Genomic DNA, 24,143 nt, shown 5'->3' with positions numbered 1-24,143 from the left:
GGACCGCCATGACCGACGGCCCGATCGACACCTATTCTCTCTCACCCATGCAGTTGGGCATCGTCGCGGACAACCCGCTCGCGGACGGGCCGAGCCTCGACGTCATACAGCTGGAGTGTGACCTGGAGTCTGATCTCGACATCGACACCTTCGCCGCGGCATGGCAGCGGGCAGCGGACCGGCACGGCGCCCTGCGGACCGCCTTCCGGATCGGCGGGGACGGCGAGGTGCGTCAGGAGGTGTATCCGCCGATGCCTTTCCCGATCACTGTGGTGACCGGGGACTGGGAGTCGTTTCTGCGTACGGATCGGGCGCACGGATTCCGGGTGGACCGGCTACCGCTGGTGCGTGGTGCCGTCCAGCGGAAGGCGGGTGCGGTGCGGTTCCTGCTCACATTCCACCACTCGGTGCTAGACGGACGGTCGCTGTTGCTGCTCCTGCGGGAGGTCTTCGCGACGTACGACGCGCTGCGGACCGGCACGGTCCCGGACCTCCCGCCGGTCGTGCCCTATCGCGCGTTCATCGACTGGCTGTCCACGCGGGACGATACGGTCGAGCGCGACTTCTGGCGCGCGACGCTGAGCGATCTGCCGGGCCCGACGTTGGTTGCCGGGAATCGGCGGAAGACCTCCGCTATCCAGCACACCGAGCATGACCTGCAATTGACGGAGGAACTGTCCGAGCGGCTGCGCGAGGTGGCGCGTGAGTGCGGCGGTACGCTCAACACGGTGATGCAGGCGGCCTGGGCCGTGCTGCTCGGCCGCTGTCACGGCCGGGAGGACGTCGTCTTCGGAGCGGTACGGTCGGTGCGGCGGAACACCGTTCCCGGATCGGACACGATGGTCGGCCTGATGCTCAACACCCTGCCGGTACGGGCCCGGGTCGGCGCCTCGTCGACCGTACGGGAGCTGATCGTCGCGCTGCGCGGCCAGGCGGTACAGGTCCGCGACCATCAGCACGCGTCGCTGATGGAGATCCAGCGCGCCACAGCCGGCGAGCGCCTGTTCGACACGCTCGTGGTCTTCGAGAACTTCCTGCTCGACGCGGCCCTGCGGGCCCAGGGAGACGCCTGGACGAAGCGGCGATTTCGGGTGTTGCGCCAACCGAACTATCCGCTGGTTCTCCAGGTCTTCGCAGAGCGCGCGGTCCTGCTGAAGCTGCTGCACGACGAGTCCCGGTTCTCGGCCGGGACGATCGCCGGCTACGCCGAGCATCTGCACGAGATCATGACCGCGATCGCAGCCAACCCGGACCGGCCGCTCGCGGACCTCGCGGCGCTGCCGGCGGGACAGGTGGCACGCGCGGTGATCAGACCGGCTGCCGGGCACGGGCATCCAGACGTGAGCCCGGTTGTAGCGGAGCGGGCGAGCGCCACACCGAACGCAGTCGCGGTGGACGCGGGCACGGGCGAGGTTAGCTGGGCTGAGCTGGACCGCTGGGCGTGGCGGGTGGCCGGTGCTCTCGGCGCTGTCGGCTGCGTGGCAGGCACCGTGGTGGCGATGCACGCCGAGGTGGCGCCGAGTACCGCCGCCGGGCTGCTCGGGATCCTAAGGACCGGTGCGGCCTGCCTGCTGCTCGACCCAGAGATGCCACAGAAGCGACGCGCCGCGCTGGCCGATCGGGCCGGTGCCACAATGCTGCTGCCCGGCTCGGACAGGACTGGCCAGTGGCCAGCGCACCTAACCATGGTGGATCCCGATGATGCGCCGGACGTGCCGGTACTGCCGAGCGTGGTCCGGGCGACCGCCGCAGCCGTGCTGCTTGACGTGGCGGGTGACGGCTCCCCGCCCGCACCGGTCGTCCTTCCCCGGTCCGTCCTCGCGGAACTCGCCGGGCGCGCCGCCGCGCTGTCCGGGCTCGCACCAGCCGATATCGTGGCGTGGCGCGGGGCCGGACCGGCAGCCTGGCTGCTGGAGGCCTGTTCCGCACTGTCCTCCGGTGCGGTCCTGCAGGCAGGTAACGCACCGGAGGAGAGGGCCACGGTGGCCTTCGCCGGCGGCGCGGACGTCGCGGAGTTGGGAGTCTGGGCCGCGGCCCACGGTTCGCGGCTGCGAGCCGCCGTGGTCGCCGGAGGTGACCGGGTCCGGCTCCCGTTCCCCGTGCAATGCCTCGCCGGCCCGGTCGAGGCGGGCTACCCGGTGACCAGCACGACGCCTACTCGCACCGCGAAGACCGTCGTCGGCAGCGCCGGGGCTTACCTGGTTGACGACCTGGGACGGCTGATGCCTGCCGGGCACAGCGGACGGCTGTGCCTGACCGGCGCGGGACTGGCGATCGGCTACGCGGGGGATCCGGTGCGTACCGCCGACCGGTTCCGCCCGGACCCGTTCGGAGACCGGCGCGGCGCACGGGTGTTCCTCGGGGACGAGGTCGCCCGGGTCTCACCGGAGGGCGACCTGGAGCTGGCGGCGTCACCGGCCGACGCCGTGCGGGCCGAGCCGGACGTGGCGGACGCGGCCGTCACCACCGTCGACGGCCGACGAGTGGCGGTGGTGGTACCCGCACCGGGTGCCACGATCGCGCCCGCGCTCCTGCTGCGCCGCACCCGCGCGGCGTCGACCGGCCGGCAGTCCCTCGGCGGGGTGGTGGTCGTGCCCCGGCTGCCACGTACAGGTGCCGGTGGCGTCGATCCGGTCGCGCTGGCCGGGCTGGTCGCGGCCGCGCCGCCGGTCGACGAGGACCCAGACGATCAGGGGGTACGAGGCCGGATCGCCGCTATCTGGGCCGACGTACTCGGCTGCGGACCGGACGAGGAGCGCGAGCTGGCGACCGGCGACCGAGACTTCTTCGAGCTGGGCGGGCATTCACTGTTCGCCTTGTCGGTCGCGCTACGGATCAGCGAGGCGTTCGGTGTGGACGTCCCTGCTCGCTGGATCTTCGATGCCCCCACGGTGCCGGAGTTCGCCGCTCGGCTCGCCTGACATCCGAATCAGCCGCCCAGCTCACCGTGAACGTGGCCGGCGTTGTGCCGATCGGTTTCACGGGCGGGCGATGGCGACCAGGCGTAGCTCGCTCGTGTATCGGCGGCCCTGCGCGTCCGGCAGCCAGGTGTGCTCCGGGGCAGGGAGCATCTCGCTGATCGTCACGTCTTCACCGTCGTCGGCAGCACGCCGCACGGCGCGGCTGAGCAGGTCGATCAGCACCGGTGAGTCGAAGTCGGCGTAGAGCGGCTTGGCGTCGCGGGCAGTGCGGACGAAGACGTAGCGGGGAAGGCCCCGCTCCTCTCGCCAACGTCGCGCGGACCCCAGTCGTTCGTGTTCACCTGTGATCCACGCGAAGGCCAGGTCGCGCGGGGCGAAACGCCACGTCTCGCGATCGACGACGAGCCGATCGACGGTCAGCCGGGGTGTGTGCGGGGCGGGTGCGGACACGCCGAACGCGCGATGGGCCCGGACCATAACCAGCTCACCGAAGAAGACCATGCTCTCGAACATGATCCGGCCGTCCCGGCTGGAAATCATCAGCTTGTCGTCGGCACGCGTAGCGACCAGCGAGCTCACCGGCACCGACACCTCGGGCGGCACCCCGCAGCTGTCCTGGGCGTAGAGGATGCGTAGGTCGCGGGGGGCGACCAGGCCCCGCATCATGCGGGACGGCACCTCGCGGGAGAAGACCGCGACGATCTGCGGGTCCGGCAAGTCATGCTCGACCGCGTCGGCCAACTCGTGCGGAGCCGGGTGCTGGCGGGCGAAGAACGCGGAGGTCAGCGTGTTGAATCCGGCGTGTAGCTCGCCGAGAACGAACCGGTGTTCGCCGGCGCGGATCGCGTCGACACTCGTGGCGTCGATCATCACGTCGGGGCAGCAGTACCGGGTCACGCCGGGCGTGATGACGGTGGTGGCGAAGGCGCGGTCGACGGCATCGCGGAGGTCGGCGGACGCGTAGTCGGGGCCGGGCGCGGTGGCGAGCACGGTGGCCCACCGCTGCCGGACCTCGGAGGCGAGGACATCGAACGCATCGCCGGCGTCCCGGAAGACCAGGTCCTGGGCGTATAGCCAGAGGTTCTCGAACGGCACCGCAGGGCCGTGCCGGGCGGCGAGTCGACTGTACAGCGCGAGCAGCTCTCGACGGTAGAGTGCCAGTGCGCGCTCGGTGAACCAGCGGGCAGAGGTGAGCAGCAGTTCCAGCGGCGGTGCGAGGCCAGCCAGCAGCTCCGGGCCAAGCTCGGCGGTGAGGTCACGGCGGCAGTCTTCATAGACAAGCGTGCGGCCGGCGTACAACCGGCCGTGGTTGCGGGTGGAGGCCTTGCCGGTGATCTCGGTGAACCACTCCTCCAGCGCGGTGAGCGCGGTGCCGAGTCGATCCGGGTCGCCGGTGGCTGCGGCGACCGCTCGGTACCGTTCGGCCAAGGCATCCACAATGGAGTCGGCACGCTGCCGCGACGGCCCGGCCGGCAGGGGACGCAGCAGGTCTCGCAGCGCGCGGATCGGGTTGGGATCGTCGGCGGCGATCTGCGGGCCCCAGACAATCCGGTGGGCGGCGGCCAGCCGGTAGAGCACCTCGACGACCTCCCTGGGCCTGTCGAAGCCCTGACCGGCGAGCGCGGAGGCGATCGCGTGCGCCGGGGTCACGCCATCGCAGCGGGCCAGGACCGCGGCCTCGTCCGGCCGGAGCATCAGCGGCGGGGCGAGCGGTCGGTGCAGCTGATCGCCGTCCAGGCGCAGGAACGGCGGTATCCGCGGCGCCAGCCACGGCCACAGTTCCTCGTCCGCGGCGATCACGGCCGCGATCTCGTCCGCGCACCAGCCCTCAAGATATGTCGTCCGTTCCGCGACCAGACCGGATCCCGGGCGTATCGTGATGGCCGGCCCGTCATCGCGAACTGTGGCCCAGCCGACCGGCCCGAAGAAGCCGATCGTGTCGTTCTTCGCGCAGTAGCGTTGCAGGTAGCGGGCGACCAACGCCTCCTTCTGCCGGAATTTTGAGGAACGACGCCCCGGCGAGGCCAGCATCACGTCCACCCCGGTTCGCAGCGCGTGCCGGTTCTGCCAGGTGATCGCCTCCCGCAGCGCCGGCTCGGCCGCGAGCGCTCGCAGGTCCGCCGCGAGCTCAGCGCTTGCCCGGACGAACTCCTCCTCGCCCATGGTCGCGAGCCCGGGGCGACTCAGCCGGGCGAGCCAGTCGACCGGCATGCCCGCACCGCGCAGCGCCACCCACCGCCAGATCGCCCACCGCTCGCCGAACGGCACGAGGTGCCGGGCGGCGGCGAACTCAGCCCCGGCCGTCATCGTCGCCCAAGTGGCGGTCGGGACACTCCGGGGCGAGCGAGGCGGAGTCCAGGGGGCGGTCCGGCAACGCGGGGCTCGGTCCGGATACCGGTGTGGTGTCTGGACCAAGCTCTGCCGCCGCCGGTCGGCGGCTGGACCCACCGAAGCCGTCGCCAGGCGTCCCGACAGTCTCTAGTGCCGCGCGGACCTCCTGCGGCGACAGCCGCCTGATCTCCTCGAGTAGTTCATCGTCTCCTTCGGTGAGCTGCCGCCAGACCAGCTCGGCCAGGGTGTCGACGGTCGGCGCGTCGAAGAGGTCCCCGGAGGTCAGGCGCACCGCGAACTCGTCGTTGACCACGGCGACAACCCGGGTGGCCAGGAACGACGTGCCGCCGAGCTCGAAGAAGTCGTCGTGGTCGCCGACCTCGGCGATGCCCAGCAGCTCCGCGAAGACCCGCCGCAACCGGACCGTCACGTCGTCGGCGGAGGCGGCCCGGAGGTCCGCCAGGTCGGAACCGGCCGGGCGAGGAGTCTCGGAATGAAGGCCGGGTGCGACCCAGTGCCGGTCCGACGCGAACGGATATCCAGGCAGCGGCACCCTGCCAGCAGTGGGGCCGTGGAAGGTCGTCCAGTCGATAGCGGCGCCGGCCAGCCAGAGTCGGCCGAGCGCAGTGACCAGGGCTTTCTCCTCGCCATCCGGCTCGTCACCGGGAGCCCAGCGGCCGAGCGTGGGCAACGCGGTGCGGTCGGTGACAAAGCCGATCAGCCCCATACCTGGCCCAACCTCAAGGAGGATGCCATCCGGCAGCGTGCGAAGCCCCGGCCGGAACCGCACCGGATCGGCGGCCTGCCCAGCCCAGTAGCCCGGGTCGGTGGCCTCCGCCGCGGTGATCCACCGCCCGGTCCGGCACGATACGAACGGGACCTCCGGTGGGCGCGCCTGCACTGCGGACACTGCCTCGGCCAGCTCGGTCAATGCGGGCGCGACCATGGGCGTGTGAAACGCGTGCGAGACCGCGAGCCGCCGGGTCGGGACCGCGTCGCGAGCCAGCTGTTGCGCGTACGCATCGACCGGGCCGGTTTCGCCCGCCACGACGCAACTGCCCGGCGCATTGTCCGCCGCCAGCCAGACGCCGGTGGGCAGCGCCGGTAGCTCGTCCGCGGCGACGGCTACGGCGAGCATCGTCCCAGGCCGCAGGCCCGCCATCAGCCGCCCGCGCGTCACCACCAGCGCCACCGCGTCGGCCAGTGAGAACGTGCCAGCCAGCGCGGCGGCCACGTACTCGCCGACGCTGTGCCCGAGCATCGCGACCGGCCTGATCCCCCACGAATTGAGTAGGCGCGCCAGCGCGTACTCCACCGCGAACAGCGCGGGTTGCGCGATCTTGGTGTCCGTCAGGCGTGCTGCGGCCTTCGGTGTGTCATCGAACAGAAGCTCCAGCAACGGCACGCCGTGCGCGCGGGCCAGCCCGGCGACCTCGTCCACCGCGGCCCGGAAGACCGGTTCCGTCTGGTACAGCCCGTGTCCCATCCGCGGACGCTGCGCGCCCTGTCCCGGGAACAGGAACATCACGGGTACGTCGCCGGGGGGCTCGTGCGCCTGCCGCCCGCCGTTGCGGAGCGCCTCGACGGCACCGGCCGGGTCCTCAGCCACCACCACAGCGCGGTACGCGTTCCGCGGCCGCCCAGCCTGCAACGTGAACGCCACATCGGCCAGGTCGTCGCCGGGCGTCAACCGGTCGGCCAGGTCGGCGCGCATCCGATCCAGCGCCTTCCTCGACCGGGCGGAGACCGCGACCGCGTGCCATCGGTGCCGCCGGCCCACCGGGGCCGGCGGCACGGGTGCCTGCCGCAGAATCGCGTGCGCGTTCGTCCCACCCATGCCGATCGAGCTGACAGCCGCGATCCGCGGCCCGTCACCCGGCCACGGCTGCGGGACCCGGGGGAGGTAGAACGGGCTGTCCGCAAGGGACAGCTCCGGGTTGATCGTGCCGAGGTACGGGCTCGGTGGCAGCACGCCAGCGCGGAGCGCGAGCACCGTCTTGATCAGACCGGTGACACCGGCCGCCGCATCCAGGTGACCGATCAGTGCCTTGACTGACCCGAGCGCGCAGAACCCGGTCCGGTCGGTCGCGGCACGGAACGCCCGGGTCAGCGCCGCGACCTCGATCGGGTCGCCGAGCGGTGTGGCTGTGCCGTGTGCCTCGACGTACCTGATCCGGGTGACATCGATGCCGGCCAGGCGTTGCGCGGTCCGGATCATCTCCGCCTGCCCGTCAATTCGGGGCGCGGTGAAACCGACCTTGTCACCACCGTCGTTGTTTACCGCAGTGGCCGCGATCACCGCGTACACGGTGTCACGGTCACGAACCGCGTCGATCAACGGCTTGAGCACCACGGCGGCCGTGCCGCTGCCAGGGACCATGCCGTCGGCCGTGGCGTCGAACGGCCGGCAGACCCCGCGCGGAGACAGTACCCCGCCAGGCTCGGGGTGGTACCCGCCCTGCGGCGGCTGGACGGAGACTCCGCCGGCGATCGCGATCTCACACTCGCCGGCCAGCAGCGCCTGCCCCGCCATGTGCACCGCGACCAGCGAGGTCGAGCAGGCCGTCTGCACGGCCACGCTGGGCCCGGTGAGGTTGAGGTGATAGGAGACCCGGGATGCCAGCATGTCCTTGTCATTGGCAATGATCAGTTCGCCGTAGCCGGCGTTGGTGGTGCCGCCCAGCAGATTGCGCAGCAGGTACGTGCTGATGCTGCTGCCCGCGTAGACGCCGACCCGGGCACGGCCACCGTTGTGGTGGCCGGCGTGCTCCAGCGCGTGCTGCGCAACTTCCAGGAAAATCCGCTGCTGCGGGTCGAGTAGTGCGGCATCCCGCGGCGAGTATCCGAAGTAGGCCGCATCGAATCGGTCGATGTCGTCCAACCGTCCCCACGCCGCAACGTGGCCGGGCCGATCCGGTTGGGTGCGGGTGATCCGCTCGCGTCCGGCCAGAACTGTCTCCCACAGACGCGTGCAGTCTGGTGCACCCGGGAAGCGGCCGGCCATACCGATCACCGCAATCTCCAGGTTGGTGACTTCGTCCGGCGAGTTCGTCATCAGCTCGTTCCCACGCCCGCTGCCGGAGCCGGCTCGCGGTCGAGGCCACGGACGTGGCGGGAGAGGTACGCGGCGACCCCAGCCACGATCGGCAGCAACCCGACGGTGATCAGCAGACCCGCGATGCCGCGCTCCTCACCGAGCAGCGGCGTGAAGACCGCGTCGGCCAGGACTCCGGCGGTGAGCGCGGAGACCGGTACCGAGGCGAGCGCCACCACACGGAGCGTCGCGAACGCTCGGCCGAGCATGTCAGCCGGCACCTTGGCCTGCCAGATTGTCGCGTTACAGGCGTTGATCACCGGCAGGGCCAGGGCATAGACGAGCACGCCGGCCACGACGACCGGGACTGTGGCGCGCACGCCGAGGATCGCGATGCCGATGCCGAAGACGATGCCGGCGCCGAGCACACCGTGGACGCGACGGCGCGGTCCACCCCAAATGATCATCAGGATGGCGCCGGCGAGCCAGCCCAGGCCCTCGGCAGAGAGGATGAGGCCGAGGTCGCCCTGCGTGCCGAATTCCAGGACCAGCGGAGGCAACAACGCGAGCGTGAATCCGGCGGCGATGTTGGCTACCGAGAAGAAGCCGAGCATAATCAGCAGACCACGTTGGCGGGAGATGTAGGCCCATCCGGCGCCGATGTCGCCGATGATCCGGCGGACGCCGGTGGCCTGCCCGGTCGCGGCCGGCTGTGGGATCCGGATCACCGCCAGGACGACGACCATCGCGGCGAACGTGGCCAGGTCGATGAGGACCACGCCGAGAATCTCCACGACTGGGATCAACAGGGCCGCCAACGCCGGGGCGAGCAGCCGGGAGGACGCGGTCGCCATCTGCACCATGCTGTTGGCGCGGGGCAGCAGACGTTCTGGGACCAGTTGCGGTACGGACGAGGCGAACGCCGGGTACTGGATGGCACCACAGGTGGCGACCAGGAACGTGACCGTGTAGACCAACGCCACACTCAGCGCGTCCGCCACCACCAGCACCGCCAGCACGGCCAGCACGGCAGCGCCACCGGCGTTGGCGAGCAGGATCAACCGGCGCCGGCTGTACCGGTCGGCGAGCACGCCGCCGACCAGCGTGACCAGCACCTGCGGGAGGTAGAGCACGGCTACGATGCCGGCGAATTGGGCGGCCGATCCGGTCGTGCGGTAGACCCAGACGCCGAGCGCGAAGCCGGTCATCGCGGTACCGGTCAGCGACACCAACTCGGCCAACCAGAGCGCCACGAACGTCCCCAGCCGGCTCGATGTTCGCGTCATGCCGGACTCACCTCGACGTTGCGGCCACGCCGTGGTCGGCGCTGAGTCGCTGGTTCGCTCGCAAGCTTGCTCATTCCTGCTGCCCCCTCGCCTGTCGGAGGCGGAGCGCGCCGGCACGCCGGCGCTCCGCCGGATCGTCGCCGGCTGCCGCTGGTGGTGCGGTGGCGGCCAGGTGACCGGCGAGCGCGGCGACGGTCGGGTGGTCGAAGAGGTCCAGCATGGACACGTCGGTGCCGAGCCGCTCGGCGAGCAAGCCCTGCACGCGCAGCATCAACCGGGAGTGGCCGCCTAGGTCGAAGAAGTTGTCCTGCGAACCGACGGCCGGCACGTCCAGCACCTCGCGCCAGACCTCGGCGATTCGGCCGGCGAGCAATCCGGCCGACTCCGCGATCGGCGTGGCCGTGGCCGTGGCCGTCGCGGCCGTCACGACCGGTGGGGGCAGGCTCGGAAGGACCGCGTCCGGGTCCGTCAGGGCGGCGAGGAGCTGCACGTACGCGGTGGCGAGCCGGTCAGCCCCGGCCGGGTCCAGCGCCGTTCCCCGGTAGAAGAAGTCGCAGACCGTGCCATTCGGGGCTTCGCGGACGCCGAGCGTCAGGTCGTACTTGGCGGTGCCGGTGAAGATCTCCTCCACCGTGGTGCGGCAGTCGCCGAGGGTCGGCGACTCGGCCTGCGCCGGATGCAGCCAGAACACGGCCTGGAAGAGCGGGCTGTGTCCGCCGCGGGCGGGACCCGTCTCCCGGATGATGTCCTCGACCGGGATCTGATGACCGAATCCATCCAGCACCGCGTCCCGTACCCCGGCGAGAACATCCGCGAAGGCCGGAGCGCCGGTCATCGTCACGCGCAACGGCAGCATGTTGACGAACAGGCCGATTGCGTGCGCGGTCTCCGGGCGTCGGCGATCCGCGGCCGGTGACCCGATCACCACGTCGGTGCGGCCGGTGTGTGTGCGCAGCAGCACCGCAAACGCGGCGAGCATGGTCATGAACGAGGTGCACCGATGTCGACGACCGGTGCCCCGGACCCGGTCGGCCAGGTCGGGGGTGAGGCGTACGCGGTGCAGCCCGTCCGGGGTGCCCGGGGCCGGCGAGCCGGGGAGAGCCAGGGGTGGTGGCATGTCGCGCAGGCGGTTTCGCCAGTACGCGAGGTCGACACCGCTCGGGCGGACGCGCTGGGCGTCGATCAGGTCCGGGTACGCCACGGGTTGCGGCGGCAGCTCCGGGATACGGTGCGCGGCGCGGGCCGCGTACGCCTCGGCGAGTTGGGCGAAGAACACCCGCGCCGACCTGCCGTCGAAGACGAGGTGATGGACCACCAGGATCAGCTCGTGCCGGTCCGGTGCCAGCCGCAGCAGCTCGGCTCGCAGCAGCGGGCCGCCCGCCAGGTCGAACGGTTCCCGGGCCAACTCCTCCGCGCGCGTCGTCGCGGCTCCGGGCGGTAGCGCGACGAGATCGGTGACGCGCAGGGTGAACGCGCCGGCCGACCGGACCCGTTGCCGCAGCTCGCTGCCGGTGAGCGGGAACGAGGCCCGCAGCGCGTCGTGCTGCGTGACCAGGTCGCCGAGGGCGGCGCTCAGCGCGCCGGGGTCGAGCGGGCCGTCCAGTCGGACCCGATACGGCACGTGGTAGGCCGGGTCCGGAGTGAGCTGCAGGGCGAACCACATCGATTCCTGAGCGGGCGACGCCGCAAGAAGGCCCGCGTCGCCAACCTCAGCTGCATCGTCGATCATTTAATCCCCCGAATGTGTCGCCAGCGGGAAACCTATAGCACGAAAAAGTCGATGATCGAATGCATTACGTCGGGAAGTATGGCATGAATAACGAACCCGCGAAAGGGGCAGGGCTAGGTCACAAAATTTCGAGGAATTGACATAGAGGATGCGCTATTCCGTGTCCGGCATGCGCCGACATCGCCGACAGAGCCGCTGCAACACCACAAAAATCGGGCCATCCGGACGCTATTGACGAGCTCAGATCGGCCAGTTAGATTGCGTTGGACACGAGCCGCGACCAGCGAAGGTGATCATTTTATGACCACTTCCGACGCGATTGTCACCCCTTCCATCGAAGAGTGCGTAAGCGCCAACAGAAATGGTTGGAATCTACGCGCAAAGGAGCATCTCGACACCGAATTCTATGGTGTCGAGGCTTTCAAGAACGGCCGCAACACGGTACAGAGAATAGAAATCGAGGAGGTCGGTGACGTCACCGGCAAATCGCTGCTGCATCTGCAATGCCATTTCGGCCTGGACACGATGTCGTGGAGCCGACTCGGCGCCCGAGCCACCGGCGTCGACCTGTCCGACGAGGCGATCGAAAACGCCGGCGCGATCGCGGCCGAACTGGGGCTGGACACCCGGTTCATCCGCAGCGACATCTTCGAGCTACCCAACACGCTGGACGAGAAGTTCGACATCGTCTTCACCAGCTACGGCGCGCTCGTGTTCATGCACAACCTGGACCGGTGGGCCGAAATCGCCGCTTCCTATCTGAAACCCGGCGGCAAGGTGTGCATCGTGGAGATCCACCCGGTGCTACCACTGTTCACCGAGACGGACGGAGAGTTACGCCTCACCTACTCGTTGTTCCAGGACGGTCCGAATCGGATGGAGGTCGCGAAGACCTACGCCGATCTCAAGCCGGTCGAGCCGCACACCGAGTACTTCTGGCGATGGTCCGTCGGCAGCCTGGCGACCGCGCTCATCAACGCCGGCCTGCGCATCGACCGACTCCGGGAGCTGCCGTTCGACATGCGGCAACGATTCCCATCGATGGTGCAGGGCGAGGACGGGTACTGGCGGCTCCCCGGTGACCCGCTGCCGCTGGTCGTCACGTTCGTCGCCACGAAGCCGGAGCGGTGAGGACGGGACCGGTGACCGCACCGCTCCCGCCGGCGCCCGAGACCGACCTTCCCGCCACACCGTTGCTGCAGCGGGCGTTGCTGATTCGCCGGGCCGAGGAGCGGTTGCTCGAACTCTTCGCCGACGGTGAACTGTCCGGTACCGTGCACTGTTGCATCGGCCAGGAGTTGGTCGGTGCCACGCTGGGCGAGATCCTGATCCGGGACGACACCGTCTTTTCGAACCACCGCTGCCACGGGCACTATCTCGGCGCCGGGCACGACCTGGAAGGGCTGTTCGCCGAGATCATGGGCCGCCACGACGGGGCCTGCCGCGGCCTCGGCGGCAGCCAGCACCTGCACCGGGACGGCTTCTACTCGGGCGGCGTCCTCGGCGGCCTGGTGCCGATCGCCGCCGGCACCGGCATGGCGCACCGGCTCGACGCCTCCCCCGGAATCGCGGTCGCGCTCATCGGCGACGGCACGCTCGGCGAGGGCGTGCTCTACGAGACGATGAACCTGGCCGCGCTCTGGCACCTGCCGCTGCTGCTGGTCCTGGAGCGCAACGGCGTCGCGCAGTCGACCGACACCCGCACCACCACCGCCGGCACCGCCGCCGGGCGCGCGGAGGCGTTCGGCATCCCGGTCGTGGAAACCGGCACCGCGGATCCGGCCGCGCTGTCCGCCGCCGCAGCGCACGCCGCCCACACGGTCCGCTCCGGTGCGGGGCCGGCGATGCTGATCATCGACACGTACCGGTTGGCCCCGCACTCCAAGGGCGACGACCACCGCGACCCCGCGCAGATCGCCGCGAGATGGTTCCGTGACCCGCTACGCCGCGCGCTGGACCAGGGCGGGGAGACCATCGCCGCGCTGGACCGGGCCGCGCGCGAGCGGGTCGAGCAGGCGGTGGAGACCGCCCGGGCCTCGCCGATACCGGACCCGACCGTGCTGCTGCCCCGGCCGGCCGACCCGGAGCCGGCGTGCTTCCACCAGATGGCCGCCACCGACGGCCGGCGTGTGGTCACCGCGCTACGCGATGGCCTCAAGGCGCTACTCGACACGGACCCGGGAGTACTCCTGCTCGGCGAGGACGTCGAGGATCCGTACGGTGGCGCGTTCAAGGCCACGGCCGGGCTGAGCACGCTGTTCCCCGGCCGGGTTCGCAACACGCCGATCTCCGAGGCCGCGATCGTCGGAGTCGGCACCGGGCTCGCGCTCGGCGGACGGCGCGCGCTCGTGGAGATCATGTTCGGCGACTTCGTGTTACTCGCCGCCGATCAGCTGATCAACCAGGCGGCGAAGCTGCACGCGGTCTACGGCGCCAGCGGACCCGGCCGCCTGGTCCTGCGCACCCCGATGGGCGGACATCGCGGCTACGGGCCTACCCACAGCCAAACGCTCGACCGGCACCTCGTCGGTGTCCCCGGCCTGCGAGTCGCCGCACTGCACAGCCTGCTCGACCCACTTACCATCTACCGTGGACTGCTCGACGGGGACAGTGACCCTGCGGTCGTGCTGGAGAACAAGCTGCTCTACGGCCGCCGGCTCGGTGCGAGCCTGCCGGACGGGTTCATCGCCTGGCAGACCGCGGACCCGCTGCCGACCGTGCGGGTGGCCCCGGACGACACCACCGCCGAGGTCACGCTCATCGGCTACGGCGGGATGCTCGACGAGCTACTCACCGCCGCCGACCGGCTCTTTGTCCAACACGACGTCCTCGCCCAGGTCCTCTGCCCGGCCCAGATCTTCCCGTTCGACCTTGGCCCACTGCGCCCCCTGCTGGCCGGCAGTCGCGCGATCGTGGTCGCCGAGGAGGGGCAGGGCTTCGCCGGCTTCGGTGCCGAGGTCCTGGCCCAGCTCGCCGAGCGCCCGGTCCCCGGGAGTCCCCGGCTGGCGCGGGTCGCCGCCGCGCCGGTTCCGATCCCGGCCGCCCGTTCGCTGGAACGGGCGGTCCTACCCGCGGCCGACTCGGTCGTCACCGCCACGCTGGAGGTGCTGCACGGTGCCGGCTGAAGTGACCCTGCCGAGACAGAACCCTAACGACGACGCCGCCGAAGTGCTCCGCTGGCTGGTCGCCGACGGCGAGCAGGTCTCCGCCGGCGACAACCTGCTCGAGGTCGAGTCGACCAAGGCGGTCACCGTCATCGAGTCACCCGGTCCCGGGTACCTGCGCCAGCTCGCCGCCGAAGGCGACGTGGTTCCCACCGGCACGCCGATCGCGCTGCTCTTCCCCTCGCTGGACGAGCTGACCGCGACCGCATGGGGCTCTGGCGAGACGGCACCGACCGTGAGCGGACCGGACGATGACGAGACGGCACCGACCGTGAGCGGACCGGACGATGACGAGACAGTACCCACCGTGAGCGGGCCGCGCTTCTCCGCCGAGGGTCTGCGCGAACTGAGACGACTCGACCTGAGCGCGGATCTGTTCCAGGAACGCCGCCTCGTCACCGGCGCCATCGTCCGCCGGACCGCTGAGGAGCTGACGCGAACTGGGCCCGCAGTGCGGCGTGCGCCGATCGGCCCGGCCAAACAGACCGAGATTGCCCGCCTGCACGCGGGCGGCGCCGCACTCGCCAGCGCACTCACCGTCGCCTTCGGCGCGGACGCGCTCGACCGGGCCCCGACCAAGGGCAACGTGCCACCACTGCCGCTGGCACTGATCATTCACGCACTGGCCGGTGCCCTGACCGATTTCTCCGGACTGAACGCGCGGTTCGCCGGTGACCATGTGGAGCAGTACACCGAGATCAACGTCGGCGTGGCGGTGGACGCTGGACACGGCCTGCGAGTACCGGTAGTCAAGCACGCGGACCGGCTCGATCCGGAACAGATCACGCTGGAGCTGCTCGACCTGCTCGCCGCCTACCACGATCGCAGCCTCCACGCGGACGATGTCGCCGGTGCCACCGTCACCGTCAGCGACCTGTCCGGGCAGAACATCCTGCAATTCCAGCCGCGGATCAACCAGGACCAGACGCTCGCAGTCGGCGTCGGCGCGGACACCTCGTTGCCCGGCCGCCCGATGACGCTGACCGCGGTCTTCGACCACCGGGTCACCAGCGGCCGGGCGGTGGCCGACTTCCTCACCCGGGTGCGCGCGCAGCTGCTGGCGGACCGATGAGCGATCCTCTCGCCGCGCAGCTGGCCGGGCTCACCCCAGAACAGCAGCGACTGTTCCTGCAACGGCTGCGGCTGCGCCGACGCCGGCAGAACGCCGAGGAACGCCCGGCGGTATCGGCAGCGTCCTGGCCGCTGTCCCCCGCCCAGGAACGGCTGTGGCTGCTGGAGACGCTGACGCCACGTCACCCGGCGTACACCGTGCCGTTCGCGATCCGAATCGCCGGCCCGCTCGACCGGCAGGCATTGGAGACTGCGATCCGGGCGGTGCTGGACCGACACGGCGCGCTGCGCACCGTCATCGTCGAGGAGGGTCCGGCGCAGGTGGTCCGCGACGACCTGCGCGCCACGCTCGCCTGGACCGACCTGTCCGGGTTGCCGGCGCCGGAGCGTGACACCACGTTCGACAGGCTCACGGCCGAGCACGGGATCCGGACCTTCGACCTGACCAACGGGCCGCCGGTGGCGCTGCACGCGGTCCAGCTCGGCGATCGGGAGACCGTGCTGCTGGCCGCCGTGCACCACATCGTCTTCGACGCGACTTCGGTGACAATCGTCCTCGACGACCTGGCCGCCGCGTACGACGACGCGGTCGCCGACCGGCATCGCAGGTCCGCCGACGCCGGCCACCAGTTCGGGGAGCACTGCGCCGCGGAGCGTGCCGCGGACCGGGAACGCGGGCTTGCGTACTGGACGAATACGCTGCGCGGCACGCCACCGCTGTCCACGCTGCCGGCGCACCGGGCCAGGGCCGAGTCCGGGCCAGGCGGGCAGGTGCCGCTGCAGCTGCCGGCCAGCCGGACCACCGCGCTGTTCGGGCTGCTGCGGGCAGAGCGGGTGACACGGTACGCCGCGCTGCTCACCGCGGCTAGTCTGGCGCTGCGGCGTACGAACGGGCAGGACACCATGATCGTCGGCGTGCCGGCGAGCACGCGTACCCGACCGGAACTGGCCCGGGTGGTCGGCTGCTTCTACAACCCGCAGGCGCTGCGGCTCGACCTGGACGGCGACCCGACAGTCCGGGAGCTGCTGCGTCGCGCCCACCGTGCCGTCGGCGGAGCCCAGGCAAACGCGGACGTGCCGTTCGGGGACGTGGTTCGGGCCCTACGCGCGACCCGCGGGGACCGGCACAACCCGCTGTTCCAGACCATGCTGAGCCTGCTCGACGCGCCGGTTGCGGAGCGGCACGGCGGCGGGGCGCGGTTCCTGCTCGACCCGGCGCCGGCCGGGCGTACCGACATGGACCTGTTCGTGACCGTCACGGTCGGCGCGGGTGGCGGGATGGCCGGCGTGTGCCGGTTCGCCGGCCACCTCGACGAGCCGGACGTGGCCGCGTGGGCGGATGACCTGATCGGGTTGTTGGATCGGATGGCGAGCGGTGCGGACCAGCCGATCAGCCGGTTTGCGCCGATACCGGACGGGGTCCGCACGGTCCTGGCGGCACCCGCGGCGGCCGCCTACCGGGCGCCGGGCACTCCAACGGAGACACTGCTGGCCGGTGTCTGGGCGCGGGTGCTCGGGGTGGACCGGATCGGCGCGGACGACAACTTCTTCCAGCTAGGCGGCGACTCTATGCAGGTGATCCAGGTGATCGCCGAGACGGCCGCCGCCGGGCTGCCCCTCTCCCCGGGCGACCTGCTGCGCCACCCCACCGTCGCCGGACTCGCCGCCCTGGGACGCCGTCAGCCACAGCGACGGGAGACGGTGGTCACGGGTGATGTGCCGCCGACCCCGGCGCAGGCGTGGTTTCTGACCGAGATCCTGCCGCACCTGAGCCGTCCCGGGCACTTCAACCATCCGTACCATGCGGAACTGGTCCGGCCCGTGACCGCGACCGAGCTGTCCGGGGCGGTGAACGCGCTGACCCGACGGCACGACGCGCTACGGCTGCGGCTGGTCCCCGACGGCGCCGGACAGCGGCGGCAGATCAGCACCCCGGACACCGGGCCGGTACCATTCGACACGCACGATCTACGCGACGCCGACGCGGAAGAGGCAAACCGGCTCGGCGCGGACATCGCGGAAACCGCACAGCGCGGCCTGTCCCTGTCGACAGCGCCGATGCGGGCCGTCCACTTCCGGATGCCCGGCGGGCAGCCGGACCGGCTGCTCCTCATCTGCCATCACCTGCTGGTCGACGGCTTCTCCCGCACGCTGCTCATGAACGACCTCGCCGACATGCTCGACCCCGCTGCCCGGCCGGCGCCACCGTCGCTGCCGTACGCCGCATGGGCGCGCCTGCTCAGCGCGGCGGCCGCCGCCCCGGAGCTGACCGGCCAGCGCGCATTCTGGCGCGCGCAGGCCCGCGCCGAGGACCTGCCAGTCGATCTACCCGGTACCGCCGTGCGGTTCGGCTCACGGGCCGGAGTGCACCGGGTCCTCACCGCCAACGTCACCGCGCGGCTTGCCTCGGAGGCACGCGCAGCCGGTGCCGGCCTCAGCGACCTACTGCTGGCCGCCACCGCCGTCACGATCGCCGCGTGGCAGGGCGGGGACGAGGTGACCGTCGCACTGGCCGCGCCGGGCCGCAGCGGGCCACCCGGTCACGACGTCGACGTGACGCGGACAGTCGGCTGGTTTCAGTACTTCTACCCGCTCCGTCTGCGCCTGGGCCACACATCATCCCTGCCACGGCTCGCCGGCGAGCTGCGCGTGCAGATCGGCGCGGTGCCGATGCACGGGCTCGGGCACGGCCTCCTCACCCACGCACACCCCGATCCGGCGGTACGGGAGGAACAGGCGCGATCGGCCGGGCCGCAGGTCAGCTTCAACTACCTGGGCGAGATCGGTTCCTGGGACCGGCAGCCGGCTGCCCGAATCCTGCGGCCGTCAACACACCCGTCCGGCACTGCCCAGGACCCGGAGGGCCGCTGGCCCTACCTGCTCGACATTGCCGGAGAGCTGCGCGATGGGCGGTTGCGACTCGCCGTACACCACGGCAGTGGAGTGCACCGCACGGCAACCGTGGACGGGCTCGTGGAGCAGATTGTCAGACTCCTGAACGGGGGCGCGCGATGACACACCTCGTGGTGGTCAACGATGAGGAGCAGTACTCGATCTGGCCGGCTGGCGGCACAGCGCCACCGGACGGCTGGCGCGAGACCGGGTTCACCGGCAGCCGCGTGGAGTGCCTAGACCACATTGGCAGGATATGGACCGATCAGCGCCCGCGCAGCGCGCGCGGCGACGGTGTCCACGACCTGGTGGAGGCACAGGTCGCAGCGCGCCCGAACGCGCCGGCCGTGACGGACGCGACGACCGGGGACACGCTCACGTACGCCGGCCTGTGGTCGGCGGCCGGCGCGCTCGCGGTCGACCTGGCCGATGGCGGCGTCGGCGCCGGTGACATTGTCAGCCTGCGAATGAACCGTTCCGTCGACCTGGTGATCGCGATGTTGGCCGTCACCCGGACCGGCGCGGCCTATCTGTGCCTGGACGCGGACGCGCCGCCGGACCGGATCACCTCGATCCTCGGCCAGGCCAAGATCGCCGCGATTCTGCAGCCGGCCAGCGCTGCCGACGGCACGCCGGTCACCCGCGGCCTGCGGCTGGTCGCGCACCGGAACGCCGCGTCCGCCGGAAACGCACTGCCGCCGGCGACCACCCCAGACGACCCGATCTACGTCATGTACACATCCGGGTCCACTGGCGCGCCGAAGGGTGTGGTGGTGCCGCACCGCGCGGTGCGGCGGCTCGCCGTCAACCCGCTGTTTTGCACCATCGCGCCCGGTGACCAGGTCGCGCACGCGGCCAACCCCGCGTTCGACGCCACCACATTCGAGGTGTGGAACACGCTCGTAGCCGGCGGCACCGTGGTGGTCTTCCCGGCGCTGACCGACGTGACGTTCGCCCAATGGAACGCGCTGCTAACCTCGGCGGGCATCACCACCATGTTTCTCACCACGTCGTTGTTCCACCTGATCGCCCGGGAACGACCGGCCGCGCTCGCCCCGCTGCGTAACCTCGTCGTCGGTGGCGAGCAACTGGACCTGACCGCGGTCCGCCGAGTCCTCGCCGCCGGCCCGCCCGGCCGGATCGTCAACGGGTACGGGCCGACAGAGACCACCACCTTCGCCGCCTACTTCGACTGCACCGAGACGAGTCTCTCCGATCTGGACCGGATCCCGATCGGCCGGCCGTTGCAGCAGACCACGCTGCGGATCCTCGACGAGAACCTGCGCCCCGTACCGCCGGGCGGGACTGGCGAGCTGTGCGTCGGCGGCCCCGGCGTCGCACTCGGCTATCTGCGCCGGCCCGACCTTACCGCGCCACGATTCGTCACCGATCCCGACACCGGCGAGACTATTTACCGCACCGGCGACCTGGCCCGGCTTCGGCCGGACGGCGACTACGAGGTGCTCGGCCGGCTCGACCGCCAAATCAAGCTGTGGGGCTTCCGGATCGAGCTGGAGGAGGTCGAATCCGCGGTCCTGGCCACTGGGCTCGTCGACACCGCGTTCGTGGAGAAGGTCGGGTCTGGCCCCGACTCAATGCTGGTCGGGTTCGTCCTGGCCGCGGGTGGCGACTCGCCGGGCACGCTGCCGCGGCGGCTAAACATGGCGCTCGGCGCACGGCTGCCCGGCTACATGATCCCGGCCCGCTGGCTGGTGCTGCCCGAAGTGCCGCTCAGTTCCACCGGCAAGGTCGACCGCCGTGCCCTGCACCGGATGCTGCCCGGTCCCCAGTAGCTCCGCACCCGCCCGGTGACGTGCGTGGCCGAGACACAAAGACCCGGGCGACCAGCGCCATCGTGCTCAGGAGAGGGTGCACAGCGGTGGGTCCCGCCAGACGCCCAGCCCTTCCTGGTTGCCCCGCCACAGGCGGGGCAGGAGGAAGCGTGTAGACGAGCACGCTGTCGTACGACGCGTCAATCGCCTTGTCAACGGCGCTCCGAAAGCCCGCGATCCCAGGAAGCCGTCGGGGCCTGTCCGCATACGTTGGAGCCCCGCGACCAGTGGTGGTCTCCAAGGAGATCACCACGAACCACTCATCAACGACACTGTCAACGCCGGCTGAACTTCTTCAGGCGCACACCCGTGTCAGCCCCGCGCTGAGCGGCCGCTACGACGCTGGCCTCTACCGCGCCAACCGCACCCGCGCCGACCTCCCCGACGCGGTCGAGACCTGCGGCCGGCTGGAGTCGTTGTACAGGCCGTGGTCGGACGCGGCCGGTGGCGGGGAGACAGAGGGGTAGGGGTAGGTGGAGAGCTTCTGGACCGGCACGGTCGCGGACGTGAGAAGAAGCTGGGTCCGGCCCGCGAGTCTGCGGGAGCTGTTCGCGGCGCCGCTGATGGTGGCAATCGTGCTGGGCATAACCTCGGTCGGCGCGGCACCCGTGCTCGCGCAGAGCGTGCCGTCGGCGGCAGCAAGCCCTCCCGGCACCGGCCTGGCCTGGGGCGACAACGCCGAGAGCCAGTTAGGCGACGGGACCACCACCAACAGCAGCACCCCCATGACAGTCGACCTGCCGGCTGACACCACGATCACCGCCGTCGCCGCCGGCCAGGGCCACAGCCTGGCGGTGACCGCCACCGGCACCGTACTGGCCTGGGGCGGCAACAGTTCCGGCCAGCTGGGCGACGGGACCACCACCCCCAGCAGCACCCCCGTGACAGTGGACCTGCCGGCCGGCACCACGATCACCGGCGTCGCCGCCGGCGACCGCCACAGTCTGGCAGTGACCGCCACCGGCACCGTACTGGCCTGGGGCCTCAACGTCACCGGCCAGCTAGACGCTGGAACCACCACCAACAGCAGCACGCCTGTTGTGGTGGACCTGCCGGCCGGCACCACAGTCACCGCCGTCGCCGCCGGCAACGCCCACAGTCTGGCGCTGACCGCCACCGGAACCGTGCTGGCCTGGGGCGCCAACAGTTCCGGCCAGCTGGGCGACGGGACCACCACCCCCAGCAGCACCCCCGTGACAGTGGACCTACCGGCCGGCACCACGATCACCACCATCGCCGCCAGCAGCAGCAGCCACAGTCTGGCGGTGACCGCCACCGGCACCATGCTGGCCTGGGGCGCCAATTTCACCGGCCAATTGGGCGACGGGACCATCACCAACAGGAGCACCCCGGTTGCGGTGGACCTGCCGGCCGGCACCACGGTCACCGCCGTCGCCACCGGCAGCGGCCACAGTCTGGCAGTGACCGCCACCGGCACCATGCTGGCCTGGGGCGGCAACGGTTCCGGCCAGCTGGGCGACGGAAGCACCACCACCAGCAACACCCCCATTGCGGTGGACCTGCCGGCCGACACCACAATCACCACCGTCGCCGCCGGGGCCGGCCACAGCCTGGCGCTGACCTCCACCGGCACCATACTGGCCTGGGGCTACAACGCCTCAGGCCAGCTGGGCGACGGGACCAACAGCAACAGCAGCACCCCCATCGCGGTCGACCTGCCAGCCGACACCACAATCACCGCCGTCACCGCCGGCAGCTTCCACAGTCTGGCTGTCGTCCCATCGACATCAACCACGACCCTGCAGGCGACCCCACCCAACCCGACACCGGATCAACCCCTCACCCTCACCGCCACCGTGACCTGCACCGGCAGCACCCCCACCGGAACCGTGACCTACCTAGACGACACGACAACCCTGGACACGACACCCCTGACCGGCAACCCCACCGCCACCGCAACCCTCACCGCCACCCACCTGACACCCGGCACACACCACATCCAGGCGCGCTACAACGGCGACAACAACTGCCCAGCCTCCACCTCCAACCCCACCACAGTCACCATCCCCAACCCCACCAGCCCAAAGCCCACCATCCCCGTCACCGGCACCAACCTGCCCACCATCCTCACCACCGGACTCCTCCTCACCCTCACCGGCACAGCCCTGACCCTCGCCACCCACCGACGCCGACCAACACACAGGACCTGAGGACCATCCATGTCGGACCGGTGGTGTTATGCCCACACGGGCAGGAGACCGTGACGATCTGATGCTCGGTCACCACAACCTCAGGCAGGGGGATGTCGAACACCTGCCGGCGGGTCACCGCGACCTCGGCCACGCCGGTCAGGCCGCCACCGCAGCCGCCACAGGTGTCCGGCACATGCCGGACGACCACGTCCGGATCAGCCACCTGGGCCAGGGTGGTGCCCTCGCTGCCAGCGGGACGGCCCGGCCGGCGACCCAAACGACCCCGCAGCGACTTCGGCGCCGGCTTGGCCAGCCCGTCACTCGACGACGGTTTCGACGAGTTACCAGACGACTGCTTCAACCGGGCCTCAAGCTCAGCGATCCGCGTCAGCGCCTGCTCCAACCGCGCGGCCAGCCCGGCGTTAACCGCCAACAACTCGTCATACGACGGCGACGGATCGGCGGGCATGGCTGGTCAACCTACCAGCCTCCACAGCAGACAGCATTGTCGAGGTCAGGCACCTATCCAGTTACGCAGCACTTACCCTCGGAAATCCAAGAATAGGAAACTTCTAAATAACACTATCGGCTTCGGATCAATAGACACACAAAATTAGCACGGTGGCCCCTCACCGAGGGAAGTACGACGGGAGCCACCACTCAGGCAATCAGATTAGATACAGCACCGGAGGAGATTCACTTCCCCTCTAAGCCAGATTGAATTTGCTGCCAGTTCTCGCGCTGATCCGACCAGGCACCGCTCGCATAGATCGCGGTTTTCGCATCAGGCAAGGACAGGCCAAGAACGCGAGAAGCAACGTAAATAGCCTCGACGGGAGAAAGGGTACGTTCCCGAAGCTCTCGGAACACCTGCTCCTGATCAACGCGGCCCTCGCTAGATATCTCTGACGCAACAGCGTCCAAAAAAGTTCGATCCATCTCTCTAAGGGATGTCTCGTAACCCTGATGTCCGTCTGTTAGGGACAGTCGTGCAGGATGTTCGGGGTGCAGGTGATCACGTCAACCCGCCCGGAATGGATCTTCCCGTTCACCGGACTACAGCCCGTCCAGTTCCGCAGGCTGGTCCGGCTGGTCGCCGAGCGGGGCGGTGACGCGATCGCGGACGGGCGGCCGGGCCGGCAGTGGTCACTCGACCTCGCCGACCGGGTGTTGCTGGTGGCCGTGTACTGGCGCACGAACCTGACCATGCGCCAGATCGGTCCGCTGTTCGGGGTGTCGCACTCCGCGGCGCACCGGGTCATCGACACCCTCGGCCCACTGCTGGCCCTGGCCCCGACCAAACGACGCCGGGTTGATCAGCAGATCGCGATCGTCGACGGCACCCTCGTCCCGACTCGCGACCACCGCCTGGCCGCCCCGAGCAAGAACTACCGCTACTCGACGAACCTGCAGGTCGCCATCGACGCCCACACCCACCTTGTCGTGGCCCTGGGTGACCCGCAACCCGGCAACCGCAACGACACCATCGTCTACCGCACCTCGGGCATCGACCAGAAGCTGGCAGGACGGCCGGTCATGGCCGACGGCGCCTACCGCGGCAACCCCAACGTGATCATCCCGTACCGCAAACCCGCCGACGGCAGCGAACTACCCGACTGGAAGAAGGACCTGAACAGGCACCACCGCACTGTCCGAGCCCAGGTCGAACACGCCCTGGCCCGCATGAAGTGCTTCACGATCCTGCGCGACTACCGCCGCGCCGCCCACAC

General features: G+C 70.5%; 14 protein-coding genes. 9 read left to right on the top strand and 5 right to left on the bottom strand.

All coding sequences use genetic code 11. The annotated features are described in order from the left end of the window. The first annotated feature begins 8 nt into the window (after positions 1-8). On the top strand, positions 9-2,921 hold the full coding sequence (locus B118_RS0117640) for a condensation domain-containing protein (RefSeq protein ID WP_028193108.1): 2,913 nt from the start codon (positions 9-11) through the stop codon (positions 2,919-2,921). Between the two features lie 57 nt (positions 2,922-2,978). Here the strand turns inward: B118_RS0117640 and B118_RS0117635 are convergent, their stop codons facing one another. The 4 genes from B118_RS0117635 to B118_RS0117620 all read right to left on the bottom strand — a co-directional run bounded on the left by B118_RS0117635 (position 2,979) and on the right by B118_RS0117620 (position 11,301). Beyond that, a complete protein-coding gene (locus B118_RS0117635) occupies positions 2,979-5,228 on the bottom strand; it encodes a lantibiotic dehydratase (protein ID WP_028193107.1) in 2,250 nt (749 codons plus the stop codon). After that, positions 5,212-8,307, bottom strand: a complete 3,096-nt coding sequence (locus B118_RS0117630; RefSeq protein ID WP_028193106.1) for a type I polyketide synthase — start codon at positions 8,305-8,307, stop codon at positions 5,212-5,214. The genes B118_RS0117635 and B118_RS0117630 overlap by 17 nt, the downstream gene beginning before the upstream one ends. Continuing rightward, positions 8,307-9,572: an MFS transporter gene (locus B118_RS0117625; protein WP_018220070.1), complete on the bottom strand. Its 1,266-nt coding sequence runs from the start codon at positions 9,570-9,572 to the stop codon at positions 8,307-8,309. The genes B118_RS0117630 and B118_RS0117625 overlap by 1 nt, the downstream gene beginning before the upstream one ends. A gap of 70 nt (positions 9,573-9,642) precedes the next feature. Next, on the bottom strand, positions 9,643-11,301 hold the full coding sequence (locus tag B118_RS0117620; RefSeq protein ID WP_080678067.1) for a condensation domain-containing protein: 1,659 nt from the start codon (positions 11,299-11,301) through the stop codon (positions 9,643-9,645). Between the two features lie 300 nt (positions 11,302-11,601). Here B118_RS0117620 and B118_RS0117615 point away from each other — a divergent pair, with 300 nt between their 5' ends. From B118_RS0117615 to B118_RS0117585, 7 genes are all read left to right on the top strand, one after another. After that, positions 11,602-12,432 carry a class I SAM-dependent methyltransferase gene (locus tag B118_RS0117615; protein ID WP_080645042.1) on the top strand — a complete coding sequence of 277 codons (831 nt, stop codon included), beginning with the start codon at positions 11,602-11,604 and terminating at the stop codon, positions 12,430-12,432. An 11-nt stretch (positions 12,433-12,443) separates the two neighbouring features. Further along, complete coding sequence (locus tag B118_RS0117610) at positions 12,444-14,426, top strand: thiamine pyrophosphate-dependent enzyme (protein ID WP_028193104.1); 1,983 nt, start codon at positions 12,444-12,446, stop codon at positions 14,424-14,426. Beyond that, positions 14,416-15,537 carry a 2-oxo acid dehydrogenase subunit E2 gene (locus B118_RS0117605; RefSeq protein WP_028193103.1) on the top strand — a complete coding sequence of 374 codons (1,122 nt, stop codon included), beginning with the start codon at positions 14,416-14,418 and terminating at the stop codon, positions 15,535-15,537. Before B118_RS0117610 ends, B118_RS0117605 begins: the two co-directional genes overlap by 11 nt. Continuing rightward, on the top strand, positions 15,534-18,551 hold the full coding sequence (locus B118_RS0117600; protein ID WP_028193102.1) for a condensation domain-containing protein: 3,018 nt from the start codon (positions 15,534-15,536) through the stop codon (positions 18,549-18,551). Before B118_RS0117605 ends, B118_RS0117600 begins: the two co-directional genes overlap by 4 nt. Then, complete coding sequence (locus B118_RS0117595; RefSeq protein WP_028193101.1) at positions 18,548-20,221, top strand: amino acid adenylation domain-containing protein; 1,674 nt, start codon at positions 18,548-18,550, stop codon at positions 20,219-20,221. Before B118_RS0117600 ends, B118_RS0117595 begins: the two co-directional genes overlap by 4 nt. 266 nt (positions 20,222-20,487) lie before the next feature. After that, a complete protein-coding gene (locus B118_RS0117590; RefSeq protein WP_018811991.1) occupies positions 20,488-20,727 on the top strand; it encodes a hypothetical protein in 240 nt (79 codons plus the stop codon). 6 nt (positions 20,728-20,733) lie between these two features. Continuing rightward, positions 20,734-22,431 carry an RCC1 domain-containing protein gene (locus B118_RS0117585; RefSeq protein ID WP_028193100.1) on the top strand — a complete coding sequence of 566 codons (1,698 nt, stop codon included), beginning with the start codon at positions 20,734-20,736 and terminating at the stop codon, positions 22,429-22,431. Here B118_RS0117585 and B118_RS31820 read toward each other — a convergent pair. After that, positions 22,373-22,882 (bottom strand): DUF6444 domain-containing protein, encoded by a 510-nt coding sequence (locus B118_RS31820; protein WP_028193099.1) that lies wholly within the window; start codon positions 22,880-22,882, stop codon positions 22,373-22,375. The genes B118_RS0117585 and B118_RS31820 overlap by 59 nt on opposite strands. A gap of 536 nt (positions 22,883-23,418) precedes the next feature. On the opposite strand from B118_RS31820, the gene B118_RS0117575 reads away from it, so the two are divergent. Continuing rightward, positions 23,419-24,143, top strand: a 725-nt coding sequence (locus tag B118_RS0117575) for a transposase family protein (protein WP_080678069.1), incomplete at its 3' end; no start/stop codon positions are given.

This window comes from Salinispora pacifica CNR114 (assembly GCF_000514775.1).
Classification (GTDB): domain Bacteria; phylum Actinomycetota; class Actinomycetes; order Mycobacteriales; family Micromonosporaceae; genus Micromonospora; species Micromonospora pacifica.
This window is presented reverse-complemented; position numbering and strand designations above follow the sequence as displayed.

Excerpts from the sequence above, each read along its gene's own strand:
- B118_RS0117615 (WP_080645042.1), top strand. The coding sequence starts at position 11,602 with ATGACCACTTCCGACGCGATTGTCACCCCTTCCATCGAAGAGTGCGTA.
- B118_RS31820 (WP_028193099.1), bottom strand. The coding sequence starts at position 22,882 with ATGCCCGCCGATCCGTCGCCGTCGTATGACGAGTTGTTGGCGGTTAAC.
- B118_RS0117630 (WP_028193106.1), bottom strand. The coding sequence starts at position 8,307 with ATGACGAACTCGCCGGACGAAGTCACCAACCTGGAGATTGCGGTGATC.
- B118_RS0117595 (WP_028193101.1), top strand. The coding sequence starts at position 18,548 with ATGACACACCTCGTGGTGGTCAACGATGAGGAGCAGTACTCGATCTGG.
- B118_RS0117625 (WP_018220070.1), bottom strand. The coding sequence starts at position 9,572 with ATGACGCGAACATCGAGCCGGCTGGGGACGTTCGTGGCGCTCTGGTTG.
- B118_RS0117600 (WP_028193102.1), top strand. The coding sequence starts at position 15,534 with ATGAGCGATCCTCTCGCCGCGCAGCTGGCCGGGCTCACCCCAGAACAG.
- B118_RS0117635 (WP_028193107.1), bottom strand. The coding sequence starts at position 5,228 with ATGACGGCCGGGGCTGAGTTCGCCGCCGCCCGGCACCTCGTGCCGTTC.
- B118_RS0117620 (WP_080678067.1), bottom strand. The coding sequence starts at position 11,301 with ATGATCGACGATGCAGCTGAGGTTGGCGACGCGGGCCTTCTTGCGGCG.
- B118_RS0117640 (WP_028193108.1), top strand. The coding sequence starts at position 9 with ATGACCGACGGCCCGATCGACACCTATTCTCTCTCACCCATGCAGTTG.